This window comes from Curtobacterium sp. MCPF17_031 (assembly GCF_003234035.1).
In the GTDB taxonomy this organism is placed as follows: Bacteria; Actinomycetota; Actinomycetes; order Actinomycetales; family Microbacteriaceae; genus Curtobacterium.
This window is the reverse complement of record NZ_QKSG01000006.1, coordinates 80,787-103,734: the sequence shown is the minus strand read 5'-3', so window position 1 is coordinate 103,734 and position 22,948 is coordinate 80,787. Positions and strand designations below refer to the sequence as shown.

At 71.1% G+C, this 22,948-nt stretch carries 18 protein-coding genes and 2 tRNA genes; 5 read left to right on the top strand and 15 right to left on the bottom strand.

The features are described 5' to 3' along the window. Positions 1-5: 5 nt before the first annotated feature. From DEJ31_RS10315 to DEJ31_RS10305, 3 genes are all read right to left on the bottom strand, one after another. Positions 6-626, bottom strand: a complete 621-nt coding sequence (locus tag DEJ31_RS10315) for an isochorismatase family protein (RefSeq protein ID WP_111121798.1) — start codon at positions 624-626, stop codon at positions 6-8. Positions 627-649: 23 nt separating this feature from the next. After that, entirely contained in the window at positions 650-2,158 is a 1,509-nt protein-coding gene (gene dacB, locus DEJ31_RS10310) for a D-alanyl-D-alanine carboxypeptidase/D-alanyl-D-alanine-endopeptidase (protein ID WP_111121797.1), read from the bottom strand. A gap of 71 nt (positions 2,159-2,229) precedes the next feature. Beyond that, a complete protein-coding gene (locus DEJ31_RS10305; protein ID WP_111121796.1) occupies positions 2,230-3,216 on the bottom strand; it encodes a Gfo/Idh/MocA family protein in 987 nt (328 codons plus the stop codon). A gap of 226 nt (positions 3,217-3,442) precedes the next feature. Here DEJ31_RS10305 and DEJ31_RS10300 point away from each other — a divergent pair, with 226 nt between their 5' ends. Continuing rightward, entirely contained in the window at positions 3,443-5,116 is a 1,674-nt protein-coding gene (locus DEJ31_RS10300) for an alpha-glucosidase (protein ID WP_111044353.1), read from the top strand. Between the two features lie 145 nt (positions 5,117-5,261). Here DEJ31_RS10300 and DEJ31_RS10295 read toward each other — a convergent pair. The 9 genes from DEJ31_RS10295 to DEJ31_RS10255 all read right to left on the bottom strand — a co-directional run bounded on the left by DEJ31_RS10295 (position 5,262) and on the right by DEJ31_RS10255 (position 14,305). Next, positions 5,262-5,334: transfer RNA gene (locus DEJ31_RS10295), tRNA-Thr, on the bottom strand. Positions 5,335-5,380: 46 nt separating this feature from the next. After that, positions 5,381-6,055, bottom strand: a complete 675-nt coding sequence (locus DEJ31_RS10290) for a TetR/AcrR family transcriptional regulator (RefSeq protein WP_111044354.1) — start codon at positions 6,053-6,055, stop codon at positions 5,381-5,383. Positions 6,056-6,138: 83 nt separating this feature from the next. After that, the gene (locus tag DEJ31_RS10285) at positions 6,139-7,281 is read right to left on the bottom strand and encodes a DNA polymerase III subunit delta' (RefSeq protein WP_111078252.1); all 1,143 of its coding nucleotides are present in this window, start codon (positions 7,279-7,281) and stop codon (positions 6,139-6,141) included. A gap of 76 nt (positions 7,282-7,357) precedes the next feature. After that, entirely contained in the window at positions 7,358-8,002 is a 645-nt protein-coding gene (gene tmk / locus DEJ31_RS10280) for a dTMP kinase (protein ID WP_111121795.1), read from the bottom strand. A gap of 14 nt (positions 8,003-8,016) precedes the next feature. Then, positions 8,017-10,836 (bottom strand): type I DNA topoisomerase, encoded by a 2,820-nt coding sequence (gene topA / locus DEJ31_RS10275; protein WP_111121794.1) that lies wholly within the window; start codon positions 10,834-10,836, stop codon positions 8,017-8,019. A gap of 625 nt (positions 10,837-11,461) precedes the next feature. Beyond that, positions 11,462-11,875, bottom strand: coding sequence for a TadE family protein (locus DEJ31_RS10270; RefSeq protein ID WP_111121793.1), 414 nt, complete (start codon positions 11,873-11,875; stop codon positions 11,462-11,464). Further along, positions 11,872-12,123 (bottom strand): DUF4244 domain-containing protein, encoded by a 252-nt coding sequence (locus DEJ31_RS17785; protein WP_110902678.1) that lies wholly within the window; start codon positions 12,121-12,123, stop codon positions 11,872-11,874. Before DEJ31_RS17785 ends, DEJ31_RS10270 begins: the two co-directional genes overlap by 4 nt. 143 nt (positions 12,124-12,266) lie before the next feature. Then, the gene (locus DEJ31_RS10260; protein ID WP_111044359.1) at positions 12,267-13,106 is read right to left on the bottom strand and encodes a type II secretion system F family protein; all 840 of its coding nucleotides are present in this window, start codon (positions 13,104-13,106) and stop codon (positions 12,267-12,269) included. Next, positions 13,103-14,305 (bottom strand): CpaF family protein, encoded by a 1,203-nt coding sequence (locus DEJ31_RS10255; protein ID WP_146243135.1) that lies wholly within the window; start codon positions 14,303-14,305, stop codon positions 13,103-13,105. The genes DEJ31_RS10260 and DEJ31_RS10255 overlap by 4 nt, the downstream gene beginning before the upstream one ends. A 657-nt stretch (positions 14,306-14,962) precedes the next feature. On the opposite strand from DEJ31_RS10255, the gene acs reads away from it, so the two are divergent. Further along, positions 14,963-16,912 carry an acetate--CoA ligase gene (acs, locus tag DEJ31_RS10250; RefSeq protein WP_181433502.1) on the top strand — a complete coding sequence of 650 codons (1,950 nt, stop codon included), beginning with the start codon at positions 14,963-14,965 and terminating at the stop codon, positions 16,910-16,912. Positions 16,913-16,996: 84 nt separating this feature from the next. On the opposite strand, the gene DEJ31_RS10245 is transcribed toward acs, so the two are convergent. Both DEJ31_RS10245 and DEJ31_RS17200 read right to left on the bottom strand, forming a co-directional pair. Further along, entirely contained in the window at positions 16,997-17,458 is a 462-nt protein-coding gene (locus tag DEJ31_RS10245; protein WP_110902676.1) for a RidA family protein, read from the bottom strand. Beyond that, positions 17,455-17,613 (bottom strand): hypothetical protein, encoded by a 159-nt coding sequence (locus tag DEJ31_RS17200; protein ID WP_181433501.1) that lies wholly within the window; start codon positions 17,611-17,613, stop codon positions 17,455-17,457. The genes DEJ31_RS10245 and DEJ31_RS17200 overlap by 4 nt, the downstream gene beginning before the upstream one ends. A 50-nt stretch (positions 17,614-17,663) precedes the next feature. Here DEJ31_RS17200 and DEJ31_RS10240 point away from each other — a divergent pair, with 50 nt between their 5' ends. From DEJ31_RS10240 to DEJ31_RS10230, 3 genes are all read left to right on the top strand, one after another. Next, complete coding sequence (locus tag DEJ31_RS10240) at positions 17,664-20,300, top strand: transglycosylase domain-containing protein (RefSeq protein WP_111121792.1); 2,637 nt, start codon at positions 17,664-17,666, stop codon at positions 20,298-20,300. Then, entirely contained in the window at positions 20,297-21,250 is a 954-nt protein-coding gene (locus DEJ31_RS10235) for a metallophosphoesterase (RefSeq protein WP_110902674.1), read from the top strand. Before DEJ31_RS10240 ends, DEJ31_RS10235 begins: the two co-directional genes overlap by 4 nt. A gap of 334 nt (positions 21,251-21,584) precedes the next feature. Further along, positions 21,585-21,658 (top strand) — tRNA-Pro (locus DEJ31_RS10230). Between the two features lie 203 nt (positions 21,659-21,861). Here the strand turns inward: DEJ31_RS10230 and DEJ31_RS10225 are convergent. Continuing rightward, complete coding sequence (locus tag DEJ31_RS10225) at positions 21,862-22,902, bottom strand: LLM class flavin-dependent oxidoreductase (RefSeq protein WP_111121791.1); 1,041 nt, start codon at positions 22,900-22,902, stop codon at positions 21,862-21,864. Positions 22,903-22,948 lie beyond the last annotated feature (46 nt).

Here is a 22,948-nt window from a genome sequence, read left to right as displayed (position 1 = left end):
GTCGGTCACAGGACTGCTCCTCCCGGGCGCTGACGCCCCTCGTCCATGTCGCTGTGCCCGGTGTGCCCGCCCTCGTCGCGGACCTCCTCGAGCGCGGCGTCGCTGCTGGCCGGGTCGATGCCCACGACGAGGTCCTCGTAGACGAAGACGTCGAGGCCCGCGTGCACCCCGTCGAGCGCGGACGCCCGGACGCAGTGGTCGGTCGCGATGCCGACGATGTCGACGGCGTGGACCTCGCGGTCGAAGAAGACGTCGACGAGGTCGGCTCCGGCTTCGGTCGTGCCCTCGAATGCCGAGTACGCCGGCTCACCCTGCCCCTTGCGGACGTGGACGTCGACGAAGGACAGGTCGAGGGCCGGGTGGTACTCGGCGCCCGGCGTGTCGGCGACGCAGTGCGGCGGCCACGTCGTCCGGAAGTCCGGACCCTCCGGACCCGCGAAGTGTCCGCCGTTGTCCCCGGTGGCGTCGTGCCAGTCCCGGGAGGCCACGACGAGGTCGTACTCGTCCGCATGCCGACGGAGGAACGCGGTGATCCGCTCGGCGAGTGCCGCTCCCCCGTCGACCGCGAGCGCACCGCCTTCGGTGAAGTCGTTCTGGACGTCGGTGATGAGCAGTGCCCTTGCCATGCCCCCATCCAACACCCGTCGGGTCAGGACCCGGTGAGCGAGCCTCCGCATCGGTAGACCGCGGCCGTGACCGCGTCGAGTGCCGGGAGCGCGGCGGCCCGAGGCGACCCGATGGCGTAGAACGCGAACGTCAACTTCGTGCCGTCGGCAGCGTCGATGTAGCCGCCGAGGGTGTTCGCACTGTCGATCCACCCGGTCTTCGCGTGCACCTTGCCACGCGCCACGGCGTTCGCGCCGGTGAACCGACTCGAGAGCGTACCGGACACGCCGGCCACCGGCAGGACCTGCGCGAGTGTCCCGAGCCCCTTGTCACCCCGGGTCACCGGGACCATGAGGTGCGCGACGAACGAGGGCGAGACGGCGTTCGACGCGCTCTCGCCGGAGCCGTCGACGATGCGGATGCCGGACGGGTCCACGCCGTACCCGCGGAGAGCACTGCTGTAGACACCGGTCAGCGACGCTGCGGTGCCACCGGCGCCGGCCTGCTTCGAGGACACGCGCGCGAGCATCTCGGCGAGGGTGTTGTCCGAGTTCGGGATCAATTGCCCGATCAGCGTCGACACCGGCTGGGACTGCACCTGCGCGATCGTGTTCTGCGAGGTCGTCGCCCGCTGCGTCACCTGAGCGGTCGACGCTCCGACGACTCCGGCGTTCGCGAGGGCCGTCCGGAAGGCCACACCGGCCCGGCCGATCGGGTCCTCGGAGCGCGGCGAGGTCGCGGCCGCCGGGTTCGCGCGGTCGCCGTCGACCATCAGCGCGGTGACGTTCGGCTGGTACCCGATGGTCCGCTCGCTGACGGGCCAGGTCGGGTCCCAGGCGTCGGATGCGCTCCACCAGGTGCCGTCGGCGACGATCGTCGTCACCGGCGTGCCGCCGAGCCGCCCCTTCACCTGCTGGGCGAGTTGCGCGAGGCTCGGCGCCCCCGGGTAGACCGTGCCGTTGCCGGCCGTCAGGGTCGCGTCGCCGTGTCCGACGAGGGCGATCGTGCCACCACCCTCGTCGGTGACGGTCGTCGGGATGGTGTGCCCGGCACCGAGGACCGCCAGCGCGGTCGCGCTCGTCAGGGTCTTCATCACGCTGCCGGTCTGCGCCGGCGTCCCACCGTCGCGCGAGAACAGCTCTTCCCCGGTGGCCGCGTTCAAGACGTAGCCCTCGAAGCGACCGAGCCCACTCGCGGAGGCTGCGCCAGCGACCGAGCAGGTGCGGGCGGCAGCCTTCGCCGACGGGGTCGGTGTCGGGGTCGCAGTCGGTCTCGCGGTCGGCGTGGCCGTCCGGGCTGCCGACGGGGTCGGGGACGACGCCGGTGTCCGGGTGCCGAGCGGCGTCCGGGAGGCGCTGGCCGACCCGATCGCGCTGGGCTGGTCCGCGGTCGCCGCGTTCACCGCGACCACACCGCCGGAGGCGACCGCGAGGACGACGACGAGCCCACCGACTCCCCACGGCACCGGCTTCCGGCGGACGGAGGCGCGCAGGGCTGCGACGGAACGGTGGACGGGGCCGCCGGTGGGCGGCTGGGGTGACTGCTCGGACATCCAGGCGATCCTACGAGACGCGGGTCCGTGCCTCCAGGCCCACCGTCGTCAGCCGCCGGGCTGCGAGGTGTTCAGTGCCCGGGATCGGCCGGGTACCGGACGCCGACCTGCCGGCGGGCCTCGTCCATCACGGCCATGATCGCGACCGTGTGGTCGATGTGCGTGGTGCTGTCGGCCGGCACCCCGGCCGTGATCGCGGCCTCGAAGCCACGGGCCTCGTGGTTGTAGCCGGCGAGCTCCTCGCGCCCGTCGAACTCCTCCACGACCGCACCGTCGGCGTCCCGGATGCGCCAGGTGGTCGGCGTGCACCACGTCGGGTCGAGGTCGATACGCCCCTCGGTGCCGATGATCGACGCACTGTTCGGGCTGCGCAGGTCCAGGGCGAAGTGCACCGTCGACTGCGCCCCACCCGGATGGGTCATCACGATGCCCATCTGCGTGTCGACGCCCTGGTCGCTGAGGGTGCCGGACGCTGTGACCGCGGTCGGGACGCCGAGCACGTCGACCGCGAACGACACGGGGTAGACGCCGAGGTCGAGCAGCGCGCCACCGCCGAGAGCGGGGTCGTTGAGCCGGTGGCGCGGATCGGTCGGCAGCGCCTGGTGGTGCGTCGCCTGCACCAGTCGGGGGGTGCCGATGCGGCCCTCGGCGAGGACCCGCCGCATCATCGCGGTCTGCGGCAGGAAGCGGGTCCACATCGCCTCCATCACGAGCACACCGCGGTCGTGCGCCGCGTCGCGGACCCGTCGGGCCTCCTCCGCGGTGATCGTGAAGGCCTTCTCGACCAGGACGTGCTTCCCTGCGGCGATCGCGAGCAGGGCGTCCTCGGCGTGGCGGGAGTGCGGCGTCGCCACGTAGACCGCGTCGACCTGGTCGTCCGCCACCAGTGCGGCGTAGTCACCGTGCGCGTGCGGGATGTCGTGTTCGTCCGCGAAGGCCCGCGCGGACTCGTCGGTCCGTGAGCCGACCGCGGTGAACACCACCCCCGCGGCACTGCAGTCGCGGACGAAGGACCGGGCGATGCCGCCGGTCCCGAGTACTCCCCATCGGATGGCCATGGGTCGTGTCTACCAGCCGCTCCCGCGCAGGTCGTCGCGCGATCGCCCCGCTGCGGACAGGCCAGCTGTCCACAGGGGCTCGTGCAGCGGTGTCAGGACCGCCGGAGTACCGTGCGGGTGACCAGCCGATCGACTGGAGGCCCGACACCGGAACGCAGGACGGGCCTCCGGTCCGACGCACTGGTGGGCATGCGCGTAGGGGCGCGCACCGACGCGAGGAGGCGCCGTGACCGGACCGGAACCATGGTGGACGGGAGCCGTCGTCTACCAGGTGTACCCGCGGAGCTTCGCGGACGGCAACGGCGACGGCGTCGGCGACCTCGCCGGGCTGCGGCAGCACCTGGACCACATCGCCGACCTCGGCGTGGACGTCGTCTGGCTGTCGCCGGTCTACCGATCGCCCCAGGCCGACAACGGGTACGACATCGCCGACTACGAGGACATCGACCCGCTGTTCGGCACCATCGACGAGTTCGACGCGTTGCTGGTCGAGGTGCACCGGCGCGGCATGAAGCTCGTCATGGACCTCGTCGTCAACCACTCCAGCGACCAACACCCCTGGTTCCGCGCCGCCCTGCAGTCCCGCACCTGCCCGAAGCACGACTGGTACATCTGGCGCGACCCCGTCGACGGCCACGAGCCGAACGGGTGGCGTGCCGCCTTCGGCGGACCAGCCTGGTCGTGGGACCCCGGTACCGGTCAGTACTACCTGCACATGTTCACGCCGCAGCAGCCGGACCTGAACTGGGAGAACCCCGACCTCCGCGCCGCGGTCTACGACATGATGAACCGCTGGCTGGACCGCGGGGTCGACGGCTTCCGGATGGACGTCATCAACCACATCGCCAAGGACGACGACGCCCTCTCCGGTGACAGCGACGCGTACGTCATGCAGCCGCGCATCCACGAGCACCTGCAGGAGATGCACGAGCGCGTCTTCGCCGGTCGGGAGGCCCTGCTCACCGTCGGCGAGATGCCCGGTGTCACCGTGGAGGACGCGGCGCTCTTCACCGACCCGGAACGCCACGAGCTCGACATGGTGTTCCAGTTCGAACACGTCGGCCTCGACCACGCACCGTCGTCGAAGTTCACCCGGAACGAGACCGACCTGCCGGAGTTGAAGCGCTCACTGGCCCGGTGGCAGACCGGGCTCGAGGACCGCGGGTGGAACTCGCTGTACCTGTCGAACCACGACCAGCCGCGGCCGGTGTCGCGGTTCGGCGCGGCGGCCTCCGGCGGCGACCCCTTCGCGTTCCGGTACGAGTCGGCCACGCTGCTCGCCACCGTGCTGCACCTGCACCGCGGCACCCCGTACGTGTACCAGGGCGACGAGATCGGCATGGTGAACGCCGCCTTCACCAGCATCGACCAGTACCGGGACATCGAGTCGCACAATTGGTTCCGCGGCGCCGTCGGCCGCGGCATGCCGGAGTCCGAGGCGCTCGAGGCCCTCGCCTTCCGCAGCCGCGACAACGCGCGCACGCCGATCCCGTGGGACGACAGCGCACCCGCCGGCGGGTTCTCCACCGCCGAACCGTGGATCGGCATGGGGCAGGGGTGGCCGCGCGTCACCGTCGCGGGCGACCGGGCAGCCGGGCAGCGCTCGGTGTACGAGCATCACCGTCGACTCATCGACCTCCGACACCGCTCCCGCACCGTGCGGTTGGGGACGTTCACACTGCTCGAGGCGGAACACCCGACGCTGTGGGCGTTCACGCGGGCCTCGGCGGATGCGGACGGGCCGCCACTCGTCGTCGTCGCGAACCTGTCCGACGTGGACCTGGAGCTACCGGAGTCGGTCGGGAGGCTCGTGGGGGCGTTCGTCCTGGGGAACCTCGGGGAGCCGCCGGTCGCCGGAACGCTGCGTCCCTGGGAGGCGCGCGTGCACGAGTGCCGGTGACGGGCCTCCCGGGTGGGGCTGGTGGGGCTGGTGGGTTGCCTGGCCTCGCTCGCCTGCCCGCCCGCTCGCCTGCCTGGCCGCTCGCTGCCTGGCCGCTCGGGGAACGCAGAACCCCCTCGCTCCGGGAGGAACGAGGGGGTCTCGGAGCCGCCTGTCGGAATCGAACCGACGACCTATTCATTACGAGTGAATCGCTCTACCGACTGAGCTAAGGCGGCGGACGCCCCGGTGATCCGGAGCGGCACGAGAAATCACTGTACAGGATCAGACGAGCGAGCGCGAAACGAGCGCGCCGAGGTCGGCGAAGGACCGCTCGAGCTCGTCGACGAGGTGTGCGTCCGCGTCCGACTCGGACCACTCCCACCAAGCGTGACGGAGCGCTGCCATGCCGACGAGTGACGCCAGGCGGGCGCGGCGGCGCACCGCGTCGTCCTCGTCCGACCGACGCGGACTGCCGTCCCCGGTCAGGTCACCGGTCTCGGGCAGACCGTCCTCGAGCCGCAACCGCTGCTCGACGACCGTCTGGATGCCGGCCTGGAACTCCTTCATCGACGCCATCCGCTGGCTGAAGAGCTCGGGGTTCGCGCGGAGGACCTGCTGTCGCTCCCCGATCAACCCGCGTTCGTCGATGAGTTCGTGCGCCGAGTGCACCAGCAGCGTGCCGAGGTCCGCGAGCAGTTCACCCGTCGGGCCGCCGGCGACGAAGGTCTCGACGTCCTCGCCCTGCGGCAGGGTCGGGTCGTCACCGAGGATCGCCTGCTCCTTGCTCGGGAAGTAGTTGAAGAACGTCCGCGGCGAGACGTCCGCCCGGCGGGAGACCTCGTCGACGGTGACCGCGGACAGACCGTGCTCGATCGCGATGCGGAGCGCGGCCTGCTGGATCGCCAAGCGGGTGGCGCGCCGCTTCCGTTCGCGGAGGCCCGGTGCAGCGTCGGTCATGGGCCGATCCTCCCACGCCGAGCATCGCGGACGGCCTGAGAACCCTGTCGGGATCGCCAGGCCGTGCCGCCCCGGCCAGCCGGTCAGCGGACGGCGCGGGCGACCGTGACGAGCAGCGCTTCGAGCGCCAGGAGCGCGGCGACGTTCGCACCGATGCGCTGCCGCGCGGTCGCGATCGCGTCGAGGACCTCGAGTGCGGCCGCGGGCGGGACGGACGGCAACGCCCGCTCGAGCTCGTGACGGATCGCCAGGTTCACCGGCTCGGTGGGGGCGCCGAGTCCGAGCAGCAGCAGGTCGCGGTACAGCGAGGAGACGTCGACGAGGATGCGGTCCAGGCCGTCGCGGAGGCTCCGGGTCGCCCGACGCTTCTGGTCCTCTTCGAGCACCCGGAGCTGGGACCGGAGCGCAGGCGGGACGGTACCGCCCGGTTGGACACCCAGGGACCGGAGTGCGGCGTCGCGTTCCTCGGCGTCACGCTCGAGCGTGATCGCCTTGGCGTCCTCGTCCGCCACCGCCAGGAGCGCGGCCGCGGCGTTCACGGCGTCGCCGACGCTGCGGATCGCGAGGACCGTGGTCAGGGTCCGTCGACGACGGTCACGGGCGTCCTCGCTCGTCGCGAGGCGCTGCGCCATGCCGATGTGGCTCTGCGCCTGACGCGCCGCATCGGTGGCGAGGACACGGTCCACGCCGGTCCGGGCCACGATGAGGTCGGCGACCGACTCGATGCCCGGGACACGCAGGCGGACCGAGCGCACCCGCGAGCGGATCGTCGGCAGCAGGTCGGCCTCGCTCGGAGCGCAGAGGATCCACACCGTGCGCTCCGGCGGTTCCTCGAGTGCCTTCAGCAGCAGGTTCGAGGTCCGCTCCGTCATCCGGTCGGCGTCCTCGACGATCATCACGCGGTACCGGCCGACCGAGGGCGAGAAGTGTGACGAGGTCACCAGCTGCCGGATCTCGTCGATCGTGATGATGACGCGCTGAGTGGTGAGCCGGGCGACGTCGGGGTGGGTGCCGGCGGTGATCAGACGCAGCGTGTGGTCATCGTCGGGGCCGTTGCCGACCAGGGCGGCGGCGAAGGCCGCGGCGACGTTCGAGCGTCCGGAGCCGGGAGGCCCGGTGATGAGCCACGAATGCGTCATGCCACCCGTGCCGTCGGTCGACTCGGCGGCACTCCGCAGCGCAGCCACGGACTCTTCCTGTCCGGTCAGGCCCTCCCACACGCTCACGGGAGGATCCTGCCAGGAGCCACCGACGGGACCGGCCGGTCGTCGGCGCTCGCGCACGTCGTCGCGGTCCGCAGCATCAACCGACCCCGACCAGGCGTGCCACGGCCGAACGGATCCGCTCCTGCACGACGTCGGCCGACTCGGAGGCGTCGACGACGAGGAACCGCTCCGGTTCGGCGCGGGCCATGTCGAGGAAGGCCTGCCGGACGGACTCGTGGAACGTTGCCGCTTCGGACTCGAGGCGGTCGAACACGTCACCGCGGGCGGCCGCGACACGCGCCCGCCCGAGGCTCACGTCGAGGTCGAGCAGCACCGTGAGGTCCGGCGTCATGCCGTCCGCTGCCCAGTTCGACACCGACCGGATTTGCTCGGCGCCGAGGCCGCGGGCCACGCCCTGGTACGCGACCGAGGAGTCGATGTACCGGTCCTGCAGCACGACGTCACCGCGGGCGACGGCAGGCCGGACGACCGTCTCGACGTGGTGTGCACGGTCGGCGGCGTAGAGCAGCGCCTCGGCCCGGGGCGTCACGTGGCCGCGGTCGTGCAGGACGATCTCGCGGATGCGCTGGCCGAGGTCCGTGCCACCGGGCTCCCGGGTCCGGACGACCCGCCGGCCGTGCGCCCCGAGCCACTGCTCGAGGCGCTCGGCCTGCGTGGTCTTGCCCGCGCCGTCACCGCCCTCGAGGGTGATGAACCAGCCGCGGGCGTCGTCCGTGCGCACTGCTCCGTCCGTGCTCACTTCTTCTTCGCGGGGGCGCGTCGGGCCGGTGCCTTCTTCTTGACCGGGCCCTTGGCGCGCTTGTCCGCGAGGAGCTGGACCGCACGCTCGAAGTCCACCGTCTCGACCTCTTCGCCGCGCGGGATCGTGGCGTTCGTCTCGCCGTCGGTGACGTACGGGCCGAAGCGGCCGTCCTTCACCTTGATCGGCTTGCCGGACACCGGGTCCGCGTCGAACTCCTTGAGCGCCGCGCTTGCGGCACGCTTGGCGCCGTACTTCGGCTGCGCGAAGAGCTCGAGGGCACCGGGCAGGTCGACGTCGAAGATCGCGTCCTCGCTCGGCAGGGTCCGGGTGTCGGTGCCCTTCTTGAGGTAGGGCCCGTAGCGACCGTTCTGCGCGGTGATCTCGTCGCCGGACTCCGGGTCCGTCCCGACCGTGCGCGGGAGGTCGAGGAGTTTCAGCGCGGTCTCGAGGTCGACCGACCCTGGGTCCATCGACTTGAAGAGGGAGGCCGTGCGCTCCTTCGGGGCCGCTGCCTTCTTGGCCGTGGCCTTCTTCGCGGGCGTCTTGTTCGCGGCGGCGGTCTTCGCGCCGGTCTTGGTCGCGGTCTTCACGCCCGTCGCCGTACTCGCTGCCGCCTCTGCCGCTGCAGCCGGTTCTGGTTCAGCCGCCAGGACCTCGCCCGTCGCCGGGTCGACCGTCGGCTCGGGCTCCGGGGTGCGCTCGGTCACGTACGGACCGAAGCGGCCGTCCTTCGCCAGGACCTCCTTGCCCGTCTGCGGGTTGATGCCCACCACGCGGTCGCTGACGACCGGCGCCTCGACGAGTTCGCGGGCCTTCTCGAGGGTGAGCTCGTCCGGCGCGATGTCCTCCGGCACATTGACGCGGCGCGGTTTCTCCGGGTCGTCGCTCGGGGTCTCGATGTAGGGGCCGTACCGACCGATGCGGAGGGTCAGGCCCGGCGCGAGCTCGACCGAGTTGATCTCGCGTGCGTCGATCTCACCGAGGTTGTCGATGACCGTGCGGAGTCCGCGCTGGTCACCGCCACCGAAGTAGAACTCCTTGAGCCAGTCGACACGGTCTTCCTCGCCGCTGGCGATGCGGTCGAGGTCGTTCTCCATCTCGGCCGTGAAGTCGTACTGCACGAGGTCCCCGAAGTAGTCCTCGAGCAGACGCACGACGCTGAACGCGATCCAGTTCGGCACCAGGGCGGTCCCGCGCTGCGTCACGTACCCGCGGTCCATGATCGTGGAGAGGATCGCGGCGTAGGTCGACGGGCGCCCGATCCCGAGCTCTTCGAGCGTCTTGACCAGGCTGGCCTCGGTGTAGCGCGGAGGTGCGGAGGTGTCGTGCCCCTTGGCCGCCACGTCGGAGACGCCGAGGTGGTCACCTTCGGCCATCTGCGGCAGCTTCGCGTCGTCCGCGGAGTCGCCCGAGGAGCGCTCTTCGTCGCGGCCTTCTTCGTAGGCGTTGAGGAACCCACGGAAGGTGATGACCGTGCCGGACGCCGTGAACTCGACGTCGGTGCCGCTCGCCGTGGACGCCAGGCCCTCGATCGACTCGGTCGACGCGATCCCGAGCACCACGGACGCGGTCGAGCCCTTGGCGTCGGCCATCTGCGACGCGACCGTGCGCTTCCAGATGAGGTCGTAGAGACGGAGGTCGTTGCCGCGGAGGACACCCTCCATCTGCGACGGCGTCTTGAACGTGTCGCCGGCGGGGCGGATCGCCTCGTGGGCCTCCTGCGCGTTCTTGCTCTTGCCGGCGTAGGAACGGGGCTTCGCCGGGATCGAGTCCGCGCCGTAGAGGGCGGTCGCCTGCTTGCGTGCGGCGGTGATCGCCTGCTGCGACAGCGACGCGGAGTCGGTACGCATGTAGGTGATGTGGCCGTTCTCGTACAGCGACTGCGCGACGCTCATCGTCTGACGGGCCGAGAAGCGGAGCTTGCGCGCGGCTTCCTGCTGCAGCGTCGACGTGGTGAACGGAGCTGCCGGTCGGCGTGTGTACGGCTTCGACTCGACGCTGCGGACGACGGCGTCGCCGGCGCGGTCGAGGACCGCGGAGAGCGAGCTCGCCGAGCCCTCGTCGAGACGGACGACGTCCGCCGTGGTCTGACCACGGTCGTCGAAGTCACGGCCGGAGGCCACGCGCTTGCCCTGGATCCGGGCGAGGCGAGCCGTGAAGGCCCCCTCGTCGGACTTCTCGAAGCGCGCCGTCAGGTCCCAGTAGTTCGCCGAGACGAAGGCGAGACGCTCGCGCTCACGGTCGACGACGAGGCGGGTCGCCGCGGACTGGACACGACCGGCGGAGAGGCCCGGCCCGACCTTGCGCCAGAGCACCGGCGAGACCTCGTACCCGTAGAGCCGGTCGAGGATGCGACGGGTCTCCTGGGCGTCGACCAGCGCGGTGTCGAGTTCCCGCGTGGCTTCCTGGGCACGCTGGATGGCTTCCTTGGTGATCTCGTGGAACACCATGCGTTTGACGGGCACCTTGGGCTTCAGCACCTGCAGCAGGTGCCACGCGATGGCCTCGCCCTCGCGGTCCTCATCTGTTGCGAGGTAGAGCTCGTCGGCGTCCTTCAGCGCACGCTTGAGGTCCGCGACGGTCTTCTTCTTCGCATCGGAGACGACGTAGTACGGCTCGAACCCGTTGTCGACGTCCACGGAGAACTTGCCGAGGGAGCCCTTCTTGAGCTCGGCCGGCAGGTTCTTGGGCTCGACGAGGTCACGGATGTGTCCGACAGACGCCTGGACGTCGTATCCGTCACCGAGGTATTGCGCGATCGTCTTCGCCTTCGCGGGGCTCTCGACGATCACGAGCTTCTTCGTGCCTGGCACGTGACTCCTTGATCGATGGTGCTGATCGGCCGACGGACGTCGTGGAAGTGTCCGGGTCGACCGGGAATTCGGTGACCGGCGGGCCGACAGGCACACCATACACACTCCGGTGGGGATGGCCGGTGGAGCCGGAGCGAGTCCGCCGGACGTGGCTGAACCGCGCGGGCTGCCCACGGCGCGTCGGCCGACCGTCGCCGCAGCAGGCCGTGGGCCGGCCACGGCGACGGCGTGGGCGGACGGCAGGCCACCGCCGGCAGCCACCTCGACCCGGGCGACCACCCCGTCCACACCGCAGGCGACGAGGACGGCTCCGTTGGCCCGAGCGAGGCGTCCAGCAGCACGGCAGGGCGGGCCCGACACCAGGCCGATGGCCGATGCCGCCGCGGCGAGCGCCGCCGCGTCGGCCGCTCCCCGCGCACGAGCGGCCCCGACCCGGTGTCCGGCCGCGCCGAGGAACGAGCCCGTCACGAGGATGACCACCGCGAGGACGGCCGCGAGCGCCACCGTGGCGGATCCCTGCTCACCAGCCCGCAGGGTGCCGGCCCGCATGGTGCTGGCCCGCGCGTTCCTGGGCCGCAGGCCACCGCGGTGGCGCCCCGTCGTGGACCGTGTCGGTCCGGTCGCGTCAGGACCGGTCACCGGTGTCGGCCTCGTCCACGGCGCAGCCGCTCCCCTGCAGGACGACGTCCGAGAACGGCCCCGTGCCGGCGGGTCGTGCGGCACGGACGCAGACGAGTCCCGCCGCACGTTCGACACGGACCGTGCCGGCGTCGGCTCGCTCGAGGGCCTGTCGCGCAGCCGGGTCGTCACCGCGCGCGAATGCCCGGGCAGCGACGGCGGCGGCGGTCTGCAGCCGCCCCTGCCCGTCGACGGCCATCACCCCGGCGATCGCCGCGGCCAAGACCACGGCGAAGACCGGCAGGGCGAGGGCGAACTCGACCGTCACCGATCCGCGGTCACGGCCGTCGTCCTGGTGCTGGTTCCGGCGGTGATCCTGGTGCTCGTCCCGGTCGTGGCTGACGCGTCGTTCCCCTTTCATGGTGTGAGCGCCGTCCGGACGAGGTCCGTGAGGATCGCCTGCACCTCGCCGGACCGCATGACCGCGACGAGGACGCCGGCGAAGGCCACCGCCGCCAGGATGACGACGGCGTACTCGGCGGTGGCGGATCCCTGGTCATCGGACAACCGGCTCGGCGACGCTGGGCTCGGCGATGGATGCCGTCCGAGCCGCTGTGCTCGTTCGGCCGACGGTGTGTCCGGGGCAGCGTCGGAGTGTCCTTCCTGCATGGCGTCGTTCCTCTCTCTCGCGGCACCGGTCGGTCCGGTGCTCGTGACCGGCCCCGCGCGAGGTGCTTGCGGCGCGGGGACCTGCCTCCACCTTCGGCGGACGCGCCCTTCGGCAGGGGCCAACCGACGGGTCCGTGCAGAGTTCAACGGAGGCCTGTGGATGTGGAGGAGAGGATGCCGAGCACGACGGGCACCACTCCGACCGACACGAACGCCGGCAGCACGCAGACGCCGAGCGGCAGCACCAGTCGCACCCCGAGTCGTTCAGCACGCACCAGGCCCTCGGCGGCTGCATCAGCACGACGGTCGACGGCGCCGGCGCGGAGGAGACCGGCCGCCGGGACCCCCGCGTGGTCGGCCAGGGCGAGGGTCTCGACGAGGCACTCCCGGTCAGCGTCGGGCCAGGCCCGGTCGCCGTAGACCGCTTCGACGGTGTGCGCCGCGTCGATCCACGCGCCGCCTCCGGACAGCGCGACGGCCCACACCTCGAGCAGGAGGCCGGGTGTCGGTCCGCTGTCGGAGGCCTCGGCGAGCAGGTGGCGGGTCCACCGCGCGGCCACGACCACGAGGGCCACAGCGACGAGGATGCAGCACCACCCGACCGACGTCCGGGTGAGCACCCCGACGGTGTCGACGCCCCATGCCGAACCGAGCAGCACGCCGAACGCCGGGAGCGCCAGGACCACCCTGGCGCTGGCCCGTGGCCCGGCCGACGCCGTACGGATCGCTCGTTCCGCCGCCGCCCGGTCCCGTAACGACCCCGCGAGCGCCCGGAGTGCGGGCACGACGGGCGCTCCTGTCCGTGCCGCCACGGCGAGCACTCCGTCGATCTCCGGACGGCCCCCAGCCGCCACGGTGGGTGCTCCCGGCCCGGGTCCGGCCACGAGTGCCACGGCCCGGGACGGCGGGACGCCGGCGGACACGAGCACGGCGACCCGGTCCAACGCCCGCGCCGCGGCGAGCGCGTCATCCGTCCGCGTCACGCTCTGCGGGTCCGTCGATGTGCTCCACCAGCGGCGCGCGGACCGCCGATCGCCGAGCCGACCGGACCGGGGCCACCCGCGATCACGCCGTCTCCCCGCTCGCCGTCGCCGTCACCACCCGGACCAGCTGTCCCCAGGGAACCCGCCGGCACTGCGCGAGCCCGTCGCGCCCGTTCCCGCCCGGGCATCCCCAGTCCCCCGGACGCACCGATCGAGACCGGCATGACCTCGAGCCGCCCCTGCCGGTCCACCCCGAAGCGCCCCACCTCGGCGAGCCGTCGCACCCCGTTCCGACGCTCCACGTGCAGGACGAGGTCGAACGCACTCGCCGCCTGCCGCGCGAGCGACCCCGGGGTGAGACCGGCGAGCGCCCCGAGCGCCTCGAGCCGCGCCGCGACGTCGTCGACCCCGTTCGCGTGGACCGTCCCCGCTCCCCCGTCGTGCCCGGTGTTGAGCGCTGACGTGAGTTCCCGGACCTCGGCGCCCCGACACTCCCCCACGACGATCCGGTCGGGCCGCATCCGCAGCGCTTCCCGGAGGAGTCGTTCGGTGCCGAGCGCTCCGGCACCCTCCGCGTTGGCCTGTCGTGCTTCGAGTGCGACGACGTGGGGGTGGTCGATCCGGAGTTCGGCGACGTCCTCCACCGTGACGATCCGCTCGTCGGTCGGGACCAGGCCGAGCATCGCCGCGAGCAGGGTCGTCTTGCCACTGCCGGTCGCTCCGGTGACCAGGACATTCCGTCGTTCCTGCACGGCGCGGTCGACCACGGTCCGCGGGATCCGCTCGAAGAACCCGCCGCCGACGAGCCGGGCGATGCTCGGCAGCGCGTTCTGTGGCAGCCGGATCGAGATCGCCGTGCCGAGGACACTCACCGGAGCGAGGACCGCGTGGACGCGGATGCCGTCGCCGTGTCGGACGTCCGCACACGGCGTGGTCTCGTCGATGTGCCGCCCGCCGCGGGCCACGAGGGAACGGGCGAGGTCGCGGGCGCGGGTCTCGGACAGGACGAGTCCACCGACCGCGGTGAGGCCCGTCCCGCGGTCGGTCCACACCCCGCGCCCCCCGAGCACCAGGACGTCGGTGACACGGTCGTCGGCGACGAGGGGCGCGAGCTCCTCGAAGTCGACGAGCGACGCAGCCTGCCGCTGGTGGTCCGGTCGTGGTGTGCCGGGCAGGAACGGTGCGCGATGCCGGTGCATGTCGAGGACGGTACGGGCGTGGTCGACGGCGGGCGGGCCTCCTGACCGGATCGGTGGAGAACGCATCCGGCGGGCCCGATCGTGCCGGACTTGTACCCCGATCTCGTCGGCCGTACCCCGTCGCCTGCAGCGCGCTGCGGAGTCGCCGCCGGTCGGCCAAGAGGGGGACACGACAGGCACGGACCGCGCTGTCCTCAGGTCGACCAGGACGCAGCGAGCAACTCTGCTGGTGGACCGTTCTGTTCACCGTTCCGCGTCCCTCCGCGGATCGAGCCGGGTCGGACCCGCCGCGTGGGCGCCGTCACACATGAGGGAACCACGGGAAAAAGAAGAGGCGGCACCTGTTGGGGGGAACGGGTGCCGCCAGGACACCGGCGGATTGGGGGGAATCTTGACCGGCGCCACCGGGAACGAGCCCGGCACGGACAACTGTACCCCAGGAACGGGATGCGACGACACCGCTGACCGGAGAACGCGATCCTGCGCGCGGATCGGCCTCCCGGCTGCGCGAGGCTGCACCCGAGCATCGCCGGTGACCGAGTCGTCCACCGGCGCCTCGGCTGCGGTGTCGCCCGGAGTAGTCTGCGAAGGCGCCCGGTCGTCGACTGCCTCGGTGGGTCCGACCACGCCTCGGGCGGACGAGACGAGAGGACATCGATGACGATGCCGCAGCAGGACCAGATCCACGACGACCAGACGACCTTCCCGCCGTCCCCGGAGTTCGTGGCCGACGCGGTCGCCGACAGCGGCCTGCACGACGCGGCCAGCGCCGACCGTGTGGCCTTCTGGGCCGAACAGTCCCGAGCACTGCTGGACTGGCGGACGCCGTTCACGAGCGCGCTCGACTGGTCGGCGGCACCGTTCGCCCGCTGGTTCGCCGACGGCGAGTTGAACGTCGCCGAGAACTGCCTCGACCGTCACGTCCGCGCCGGCAACGGTGACCGCGTCGCCATCAACTTCGAGGGGGCGAACGGCGACACCCGCACCATCACGTACGCGCAGCTGACCGCGGACGTCCAGCGGGCCGCGAACATGCTCGAAGGGCTCGGCGTGGGTCAGGGCGACCGCGTCGTCGTCTACCTGCCGCTCATCCCGGAGGCCGTGGTCACCATGCTGGCCATCGCACGCCTCGGCGCGATCCACTCCGTCGTCTTCGGTGGGTTCAGCGCCGAGAGCCTGCGCGCCCGCATCGAGGACGCGGGTGCCAAGGTCGTCGTGACGGCGGACGGCGGCTGGCGACGTGGCGCCGTCTCACCGCTCAAGCCCGCGGTCGACGAGGCCCTGCAGGGCGAGGGCACCGCCAGCGTCGAGCACGTCCTGGTGGTGCAGCGCGGCGGCAACGACGTCGACTGGACGGACCGGGACCGCTGGTGGCACGACGAGTTCGCCGCCGCCGCTCCGGAGCACGAGGCGCAGGCCTTCCCCGCCGAGAACCCCCTCTTCATCCTGTACACCTCGGGCACGACCGGGAAGCCCAAGGGCATCGTGCACACCTCGGGCGGCTACCTGACGCAGGCGGCGTACACGCACAAGAACGTGTTCGACATGCACCCGGAGAAGGACGTGTACTGGTGCACGGCCGACATCGGCTGGATCACCGGGCACACCTACGTCGTCTACGGACCGCTGGCGAACGGCGTGACGCAGGTCCTCTACGAGGGCACGCCGGACGAGCCGGAGCCCGGCCGCTGGTGGGACCTGGTCGACGCGTACGGCGTCACCGTCCTCTACACGGCTCCGACGGCCGTGCGGGCGGCGATGAAGGCCGGCCGTCAGATCCCGGAGGCGCGCAGCCTCGAGACCCTGCGCCTGCTCGGCAGCGTCGGCGAACCGATCAACCCCGAGGCGTGGCAGTGGTACCGGCAGGTCATCGGCCACGACCGGACGCCGATCGTGGACACGTGGTGGCAGACCGAGACCGGCGGGATCATGATCTCCGCCCTGCCCGGCGTCACGAAGCTCAAGCCCGGCGCGGCCCAGACGCCGCTGCCGGGCATCGTCGCCGAGATCGTCGACGACGACGGACACCGCGTCGACCCCGGCGGCAGCGGCTACCTCACCATCACCGAACCGTGGCCGTCGATGGCACGCGGTATCTGGGGCGACCCGGACCGGTTCGTCGAGACCTACTGGTCCCGGTTCCCCGGCAAGTACTTCGCCGGGGACGGGGCGAGACTCGACGGACAGGGCGACATCTGGGTGCAGGGGCGCGTCGACGACGTCATGAACGTCTCCGGGCACCGCCTGTCCACCGCCGAGATCGAGTCGGCGCTGGTCGGACACGAGGGCGTCGCCGAGGCGGCCGTCGTCGGTGCCGCCGACGAGACGACCGGGCAGGCCGTGGTCGCGTTCGTGATCCTCACCGCCGAAGCAGCCGCCGACGTCGACCGCGACTCCGCAGCGACGGAACTCCGCAACTGGGTCGGCAAGCGGATCGGCCCGATCGCGAAGCCACGCCAGGTCGTCATCGTCCCCGAGCTGCCGAAGACGCGCTCCGGCAAGATCATGCGGCGCCTCCTCCGCGACGCGGCCGAGGGCCGCCGAATCGGTGACACGACGACGCTGGCCGACCCGACGATCATGGCGACGATCGCGGAACTGATGTAGCTCGCGGGACGCAGGAAGAGCCTCCAGGCCGGTCTGTCTGGAGGCTCTCCTGCTGTCCGCGGACGGCTTCCGTCCGCCGGTGGTTCAGTCCGTCAGCTCGACGATCAGTTCCACCTCGACGGGGGCGTCGAGCGGCAGCACCGCGACGCCGACGGCACTGCGGGCGTGGACGCCCGCTTCACCGAAGACGTCGCCGACGAGCTGCGAGGCACCGTTCGCGACCCCGGGCTGACCGGTGAACGACGGGTCCGAGGCGACGAAGACCGTCACCTTGACGACCTTCGCCACCCGGTCGAGCGACCCGGCGACGCTCTGCACGGCGGCGAGGCCGTTCAGCGCGGCCTGACGTGCCTGCGCGGTCGCGGTCGCGGCGTCGACCCCCGAGCCGACCTTGCCGGTGACCGGGAGGGCGCCGTCGACGAAGGGCAGCTGCCCCGCTGTGAAGACGTGACGGCCAGAGACGACAGCCGGGACGTAGGCGGCGACCGGGGCCGCGACGGCCGGGATCGTGAGGCCGAGCTCGCGCAGGCGGTCCTCGATGCTCACGCGTCGGCCTTCGGACGCTTCAGGTAGGCGACCAGGCCGCCCTCGGGGCCGGTGACGACCTGGACCAACTCCCAGCCCTCGTAACCGAAGTTGTTGAGGATGGCAGTGGTGTTGTGGATGATCAACGGAGTCGTGAGGTATTCCCAGCGGCGCATGCGGTTCCTTGCCAGCCTTTCAGTCCGAGGTGTCGTTTAGGCTGCATCCTATGTCTGCCCAGAAGACGTCTGCCCGTCGGACCAAGCCCGTCTCCGCAGTCGGCGCCTTCATCGGTTTCGTCGGCTTCAGCGCGCTCGCCGGTCTGCTCGTCACCATCGGTGTCACGCCGGCCATCGCCGTCGCCGGTGTCACGACGACCTCGACGATCGGTGTGTTCGAGTCCCTGCCCGAGTACATCGAGCTCGGTGACCTGCCCCAGCGCAACGAGGTCCTGGCCTACCAGGGCGGCAAGCCCGTGCACCTGGCGACGGTCTACGACCAGAACCGCCAGGAGCTCAAGTACGACCAGATCAGCGACAACCTGAAGAACGCGGCCATCGACGGCGAGGACAAGCGCTTCTGGGACCACGGCGGTGTCGACATGACCTCGCTGGTCCGCGCGGGTGTGGGCACGGTCGCCGGGGGTGGCCTCGGCGACTCGGGCGGTGGCTCGACGCTGACGATGCAGCTGGTCCGCAACATCAAGATGCAGCAGGCCCTCGAGCTCCCGACTCCGGAGGAGCGTCTCAAGGCCTACAACGAGGCGACGAAGGTCTCGGTCTCCCGCAAGCTCGAGGAGATGAAGCTCGCGATCGGGCTCGCGAAGAAGTACTCGAAGAAGGACATCCTCACCGGGTACCTCAACATCGCCTTCTTCGGTGACCAGACGTACGGCGTCCAGGCGGCAGCCCAGCACTACTTCGGCAAGAACGCCACCGACCTCACGCCGGCCGAGGGCGCGTCGATCCTGGCGATCGTGCAGTCCCCGAACACCCGCAACCTGTCCGACCCCAAGTTCTACGACGCCAACGTCGCCCGACGTGACGTCATCCTCAAGTCGATGTACGCGCAGAAGCACATCGACAAGAAGCAGTTCGACGAGGCCATCGCGTCCAAGCCGGCTGACTACGTGCACCTGACCGACCCGACGCAGGGCTGCAAGGCCGCCGCGGGCAACGGCGCGCAGTTCTTCTGCGACTACGCGGTGCAGGTCGTCAAGGAGATGTCGCAGCTCGGCGCGACGCAGAAGCAGCGCGACGCCGCTTGGCGCAACGGTGGCTACACGATCCAGACCACGCTGAACCTGGACCTGAACAACGCGCAGAAGGACCTGATCAACGCGTACGCCCCGAACACCGAGTCCCGGTTCGCCCTGGGCGGCGTACTCAACTCGGTCGAGGCCGACACCGGTCGGGTGCTCACGATGGTGCAGAACAAGAACTACAACCAGCTCGCGGCGTGTGGCACGGAGGGTGCTGACCCCAACGCCTGCGCGCCGGCCACCGACACCGGCATCAACTTCAGTGTCGACCAGAAGTACGGTGGTGGCGAGGGCTTCCAGACCGGTTCGACGTTCAAGCCGTTCACGCTGTTGAACTGGCTGCAGAACGGGCACGGCCTGCAGGAGATCGTGAACGGCACGCCGCGCACCTTCTCGAGTTTCACCCAGTGCGATGCTCCGCTGAACGTCAATTACCCGGTACGGAACGACGCCCCCGGCGAAGGCGGCAACATGACCGTCGAGAACGCCACGTACCGGTCGATCAACAACTCCTACGTCCAGATGGCCCAGAAACTCGACTTCTGCGACATCCGCAAGACCGCGGAGAGCCTCGGCGTCCACCTCGCCAAGCCGCGTCCGACCTCCACCGAGTACGCCGACGACATGTCCAAGTCCACGACCTCCGCAGTCAAGACGAACGCCTCGTTCGTCCTCGGCACGAACTACATCGCTCCGCTGACCATGGCGGCTGCCTACGCCGGCTTGGCGAACAAGGGCAACTTCTGCCGGCCCATCGCGATCGACAACGTGACGAACGCGGACGGCAAGTCGCTCGGCGGTCAGCCGAAGGAATGCACGCAGGCCGTCGACCCGCAGGTCACCGCAACCGCGATCTTCGCGCTCAAGAAGGTCCTCACGATCGGTACGGCCCCCGGCGGTCGCACCCCCGACGGCTACGACGAGTTCGCGAAGACCGGAACGACCGACGATGCCGACCAGATCTGGATCGTCGGTGCGTCGACGAAGGTCGCGACCGCTGCTTGGTTGGGCAACACGGTCGGCAAGCAGAACCTCCGGTTCGTGTACGGCCCGAACGGCGCCTACGCCGGCTCCCGTACGGCACTGTGGCGACAGGCCCAGACGGTCGTGAACACCCAGTACCCGGGCGGCCAGTTCGAGACCCCGACCACAGCGGCGATCCGCGGCAACAGCATCACCGTCCCGAACGTCGCCGGTCAGACCCCCGACGCAGCACGAGCGGCGCTGGCCAACGCGGGACTGACCTACGTCGACGGTGGCGTCCAGGCTGGCGGCGGGACCGCGGGGACGGTCTCCACCACGAGCCCCGCGGCCGGTCTGCAGCTCTCGAAGGGCTCGAGCGTGACCGTCTACACGACTGACGGCTCGCAGGCCTCGGTTCCCGACGTCGGGGGCGAGAAGGTCGACGACGCTCGTTCCGAACTGTCGGGGGCCGGCTTCACGAACGTGGCGATAGCCGGCGAGTACGAGCGTGGCGACGGCAAGAACGAGTGCACCGTGGCGGCGATCGCCCCGGGCGCCGGGACCGCTGTCGCCAAGGGCAGCGGCGTGACCCTGAAGCTGTTCGGCAACAAGGACGGCAAGGCTCCGAAGGCCTGCCGATGACGCGCGGCCGCGGCGCCCTCGGCGTCCTAGCCGCGGGTGCCGCGGTCGGCGTCGCCTCGGCTGCGTGGGGGTCACTGGTCGAGCGTCGACGGTTCGGCATCCGGTGGGAGACCGTCCCCGTCCTGCCCGCGGGTTCTCGGGACGTGACGGTGCTGCACCTCTCCGACATCCACATGGCTCCGTGGCAGGCCGACAAGCAGCAGTGGATCCGCGATCTCAGCCTGGTCGAGCCGGACTTCATCGTGAACACCGGCGACAACCTCGGGCACGAGACCGCCAACACTGCCGTCGAGTACGCCCTCGAGCCGTTCCGCGGTGTCCCCGGTGCCTTCGTGTACGGCTCGAACGACTTCTTCGCGCCGTCGCCGCGCAACCCCGTGAAGTACCTCTCCGGCCCGAGTTCGATGCGGCCGGAGACCCAGCCGGTCAGGCTCGACGTCGACCGGCAGACGGCGTTCTTCGAGTCGCTCGGGTGGCTCGACCTCAACGACCACGCCCGCGCGATCGAGGTCCGCGGTTCACGCTTCGAGCTCTTCGGCACCTCCGATGCACACCGGGACTGGGACCGCCTGGACCTGCTGCCGGCGAACGTCGACGAGATGCGCTCCGAGGTCCCCTGGTCAGAGGACGAATCCGGCCCCTCCCCCGTCTCCATCGGTGTCACCCACGCGCCGTACCGCCGTGTGCTGGACGCCTTCGTCACACAGGGTGCGGACGTCGTTTTCGCCGGACACACCCACGGCGGGCAGGTCGCGGTCCCCGGGGTCGGGGCACTGGTGACGAACTCGGACCTCCCCCGTCGGTACGCCAGCGGTCTGCACCAGTGGCAGAACCGCACGCACTGGTCATGGCTCAACGTCTCGGCCGGTCTCGGGACCTCGATCTACGCCCCGGTCCGGTTCGCGGTGCGGCCCGAGGCCGTCGTCGTCACCCTCACCGCCCGAGGCTGAGGTCGCGCCGACACATCGCGCTGTCCCTCGGCGTCCCCGCACGCACGTTCCGGCACCCGCTGGCGACGCCGCGGGATGGTTGGTGGACAGTCCCCGAGTCGAAAGCGACAGATGTGTACGGTCCAGCGGCGCGGTTCTGTCGCTTTCGCGTCCGGATCCCGCGCACCGGTCCGCCGGGACCGCGACGGGCTGCGAGGCATGCACTGGAGGCGCGGCTCAGCCCGCCCCGCCGCCGCCGGACCGCGACGCGCCCGGCTGACATCGTGTGGTCGTGTGCACCCCCGAACGTCGGGTAGACTTCTGGGGTTGCTCCGGGAACGGAGTGATCACACCGCGGGGTGTGGCGCAGCTTGGTAGCGCGCGTCGTTCGGGACGACGAGGTCGCAGGTTCAAATCCTGTCACCCCGACAGCCACGGCCCTGGTTCCACTCGGAACCAGGGCCGTTCTGCAGCCCAGGGGTCGGTCCGGACCTCCCGCCGGAGGCATCGCCCGCAACCGCCTCCGCCGCCGCACAACGAGAACCGGTCCGCACCACGGTCTCCCGCGGCGCGAACCGGTTGCAACCCGACGGATCCGCGCGGATGCTGCCCGCACTCGGCGAGCCCGCTCCCTAGCCGGCCGCGACGCCCGCTCGGACCAGCCGCCCTTCGGCGTGCAGTCCGGCGACGACCTCGAGCGCCTGGTGCCGGTAGCGCGACTGCGCCGCTCCCGGAGCGACGATCACGCCGTCTGCACCGGTGGACTGAACCAGGTCGTTGATCTTCGCCGCGACCTCGTCCCGCGTGCCGTACGCCTGACGCTCGGTGCGCGCGGCGATGAACCGACGCTCGAGGTCCGAGAACTGGTAGGCGCGGGCCTCGTCCATCGACACCGGCTCGGGCTTCGTGCCCTGACGCATCCGGATGAACGAGATCATGCCCGGGGCACTCTGCTCCTCGACCACGGCCGGGTCCTCGTCGGTGACGACCTGCACGCCGATCAGGGCGAGCGGCTGGGACCGGAAGCGGGAGGGTCGGAACGACTGGTGGTAGAGCGCGAGCGCTGCTTCGGTGTTGTCCGAGGCGAAGTGGTGCGCGAACGCGAAGGCGATCCCGAGCGCACCGGCGACCTGTGCACTGTAGCCGGAGGAACCGAGCAGCCAGAACTCGGGAACGTCGCCGTAGCCGGGGACGGCGCGGATCCGGGAGAGCGGGTTCGACTCCTCCATACCGGTGAAGAACCCGACCAGGTCGGCGAGCTGCTGCGGGAAGTCGTCGACGTCCAGTCGGTCCGTGCGACGCAGGGCCAACGCCGTCGCACCGTCCGTCCCGGGTGCCCGGCCGATGCCGAGGTCGACGCGGTCGCCGTACAGCGCGCGGAGGGTGCCGAACTGCTCGGCGATGACGAGGGGTGCGTGGTTCGGCAGCATCACGCCACCGGAGCCGATGCGGATGGTGGAGGTCGCAGCTCCCACGGCACTGAGCAGGACGGCGGGCGCCGACGAGGTGATCCCGGGCATGCCGTGGTGTTCGGCGACCCAGAAGCGTTCGTAGCCGAGCTGCTCGGCCCGGACGGCCATGTCGATCGAGCCCTGCAGGGCCTCGGTGTTCGACTGGCCGTACTCGCGCGTGGCGAGGTCGAGGACGGAAAGGTGCAGGGGTGCGTCGCTCATGACGAAGCCAACGTGGGCCGACCCGCGGCCATTCCGCGCCTCCCGT

Bases quoted from the DNA above. Each gene is read 5' to 3' on its own strand.
- DEJ31_RS10270 (WP_111121793.1), bottom strand. From the start codon at position 11,875: ATGAAAGGGGAACGACGCGTCAGCCACGACCGGGACGAGCACCAGGAT.
- DEJ31_RS10240 (WP_111121792.1), top strand. From the start codon at position 17,664: ATGTCTGCCCAGAAGACGTCTGCCCGTCGGACCAAGCCCGTCTCCGCA.
- DEJ31_RS10305 (WP_111121796.1), bottom strand. From the start codon at position 3,216: ATGGCCATCCGATGGGGAGTACTCGGGACCGGCGGCATCGCCCGGTCC.
- DEJ31_RS10290 (WP_111044354.1), bottom strand. From the start codon at position 6,055: ATGACCGACGCTGCACCGGGCCTCCGCGAACGGAAGCGGCGCGCCACC.
- DEJ31_RS10315 (WP_111121798.1), bottom strand. From the start codon at position 626: ATGGCAAGGGCACTGCTCATCACCGACGTCCAGAACGACTTCACCGAA.
- DEJ31_RS10235 (WP_110902674.1), top strand. From the start codon at position 20,297: ATGACGCGCGGCCGCGGCGCCCTCGGCGTCCTAGCCGCGGGTGCCGCG.
- DEJ31_RS10225 (WP_111121791.1), bottom strand. From the start codon at position 22,902: ATGAGCGACGCACCCCTGCACCTTTCCGTCCTCGACCTCGCCACGCGC.
- acs (WP_181433502.1), top strand. From the start codon at position 14,963: ATGACGATGCCGCAGCAGGACCAGATCCACGACGACCAGACGACCTTC.
- DEJ31_RS10255 (WP_146243135.1), bottom strand. From the start codon at position 14,305: ATGCACCGGCATCGCGCACCGTTCCTGCCCGGCACACCACGACCGGAC.
- DEJ31_RS17200 (WP_181433501.1), bottom strand. From the start codon at position 17,613: ATGCGCCGCTGGGAATACCTCACGACTCCGTTGATCATCCACAACACC.
- dacB (WP_111121797.1), bottom strand. From the start codon at position 2,158: ATGTCCGAGCAGTCACCCCAGCCGCCCACCGGCGGCCCCGTCCACCGT.
- DEJ31_RS17785 (WP_110902678.1), bottom strand. From the start codon at position 12,123: ATGCAGGAAGGACACTCCGACGCTGCCCCGGACACACCGTCGGCCGAA.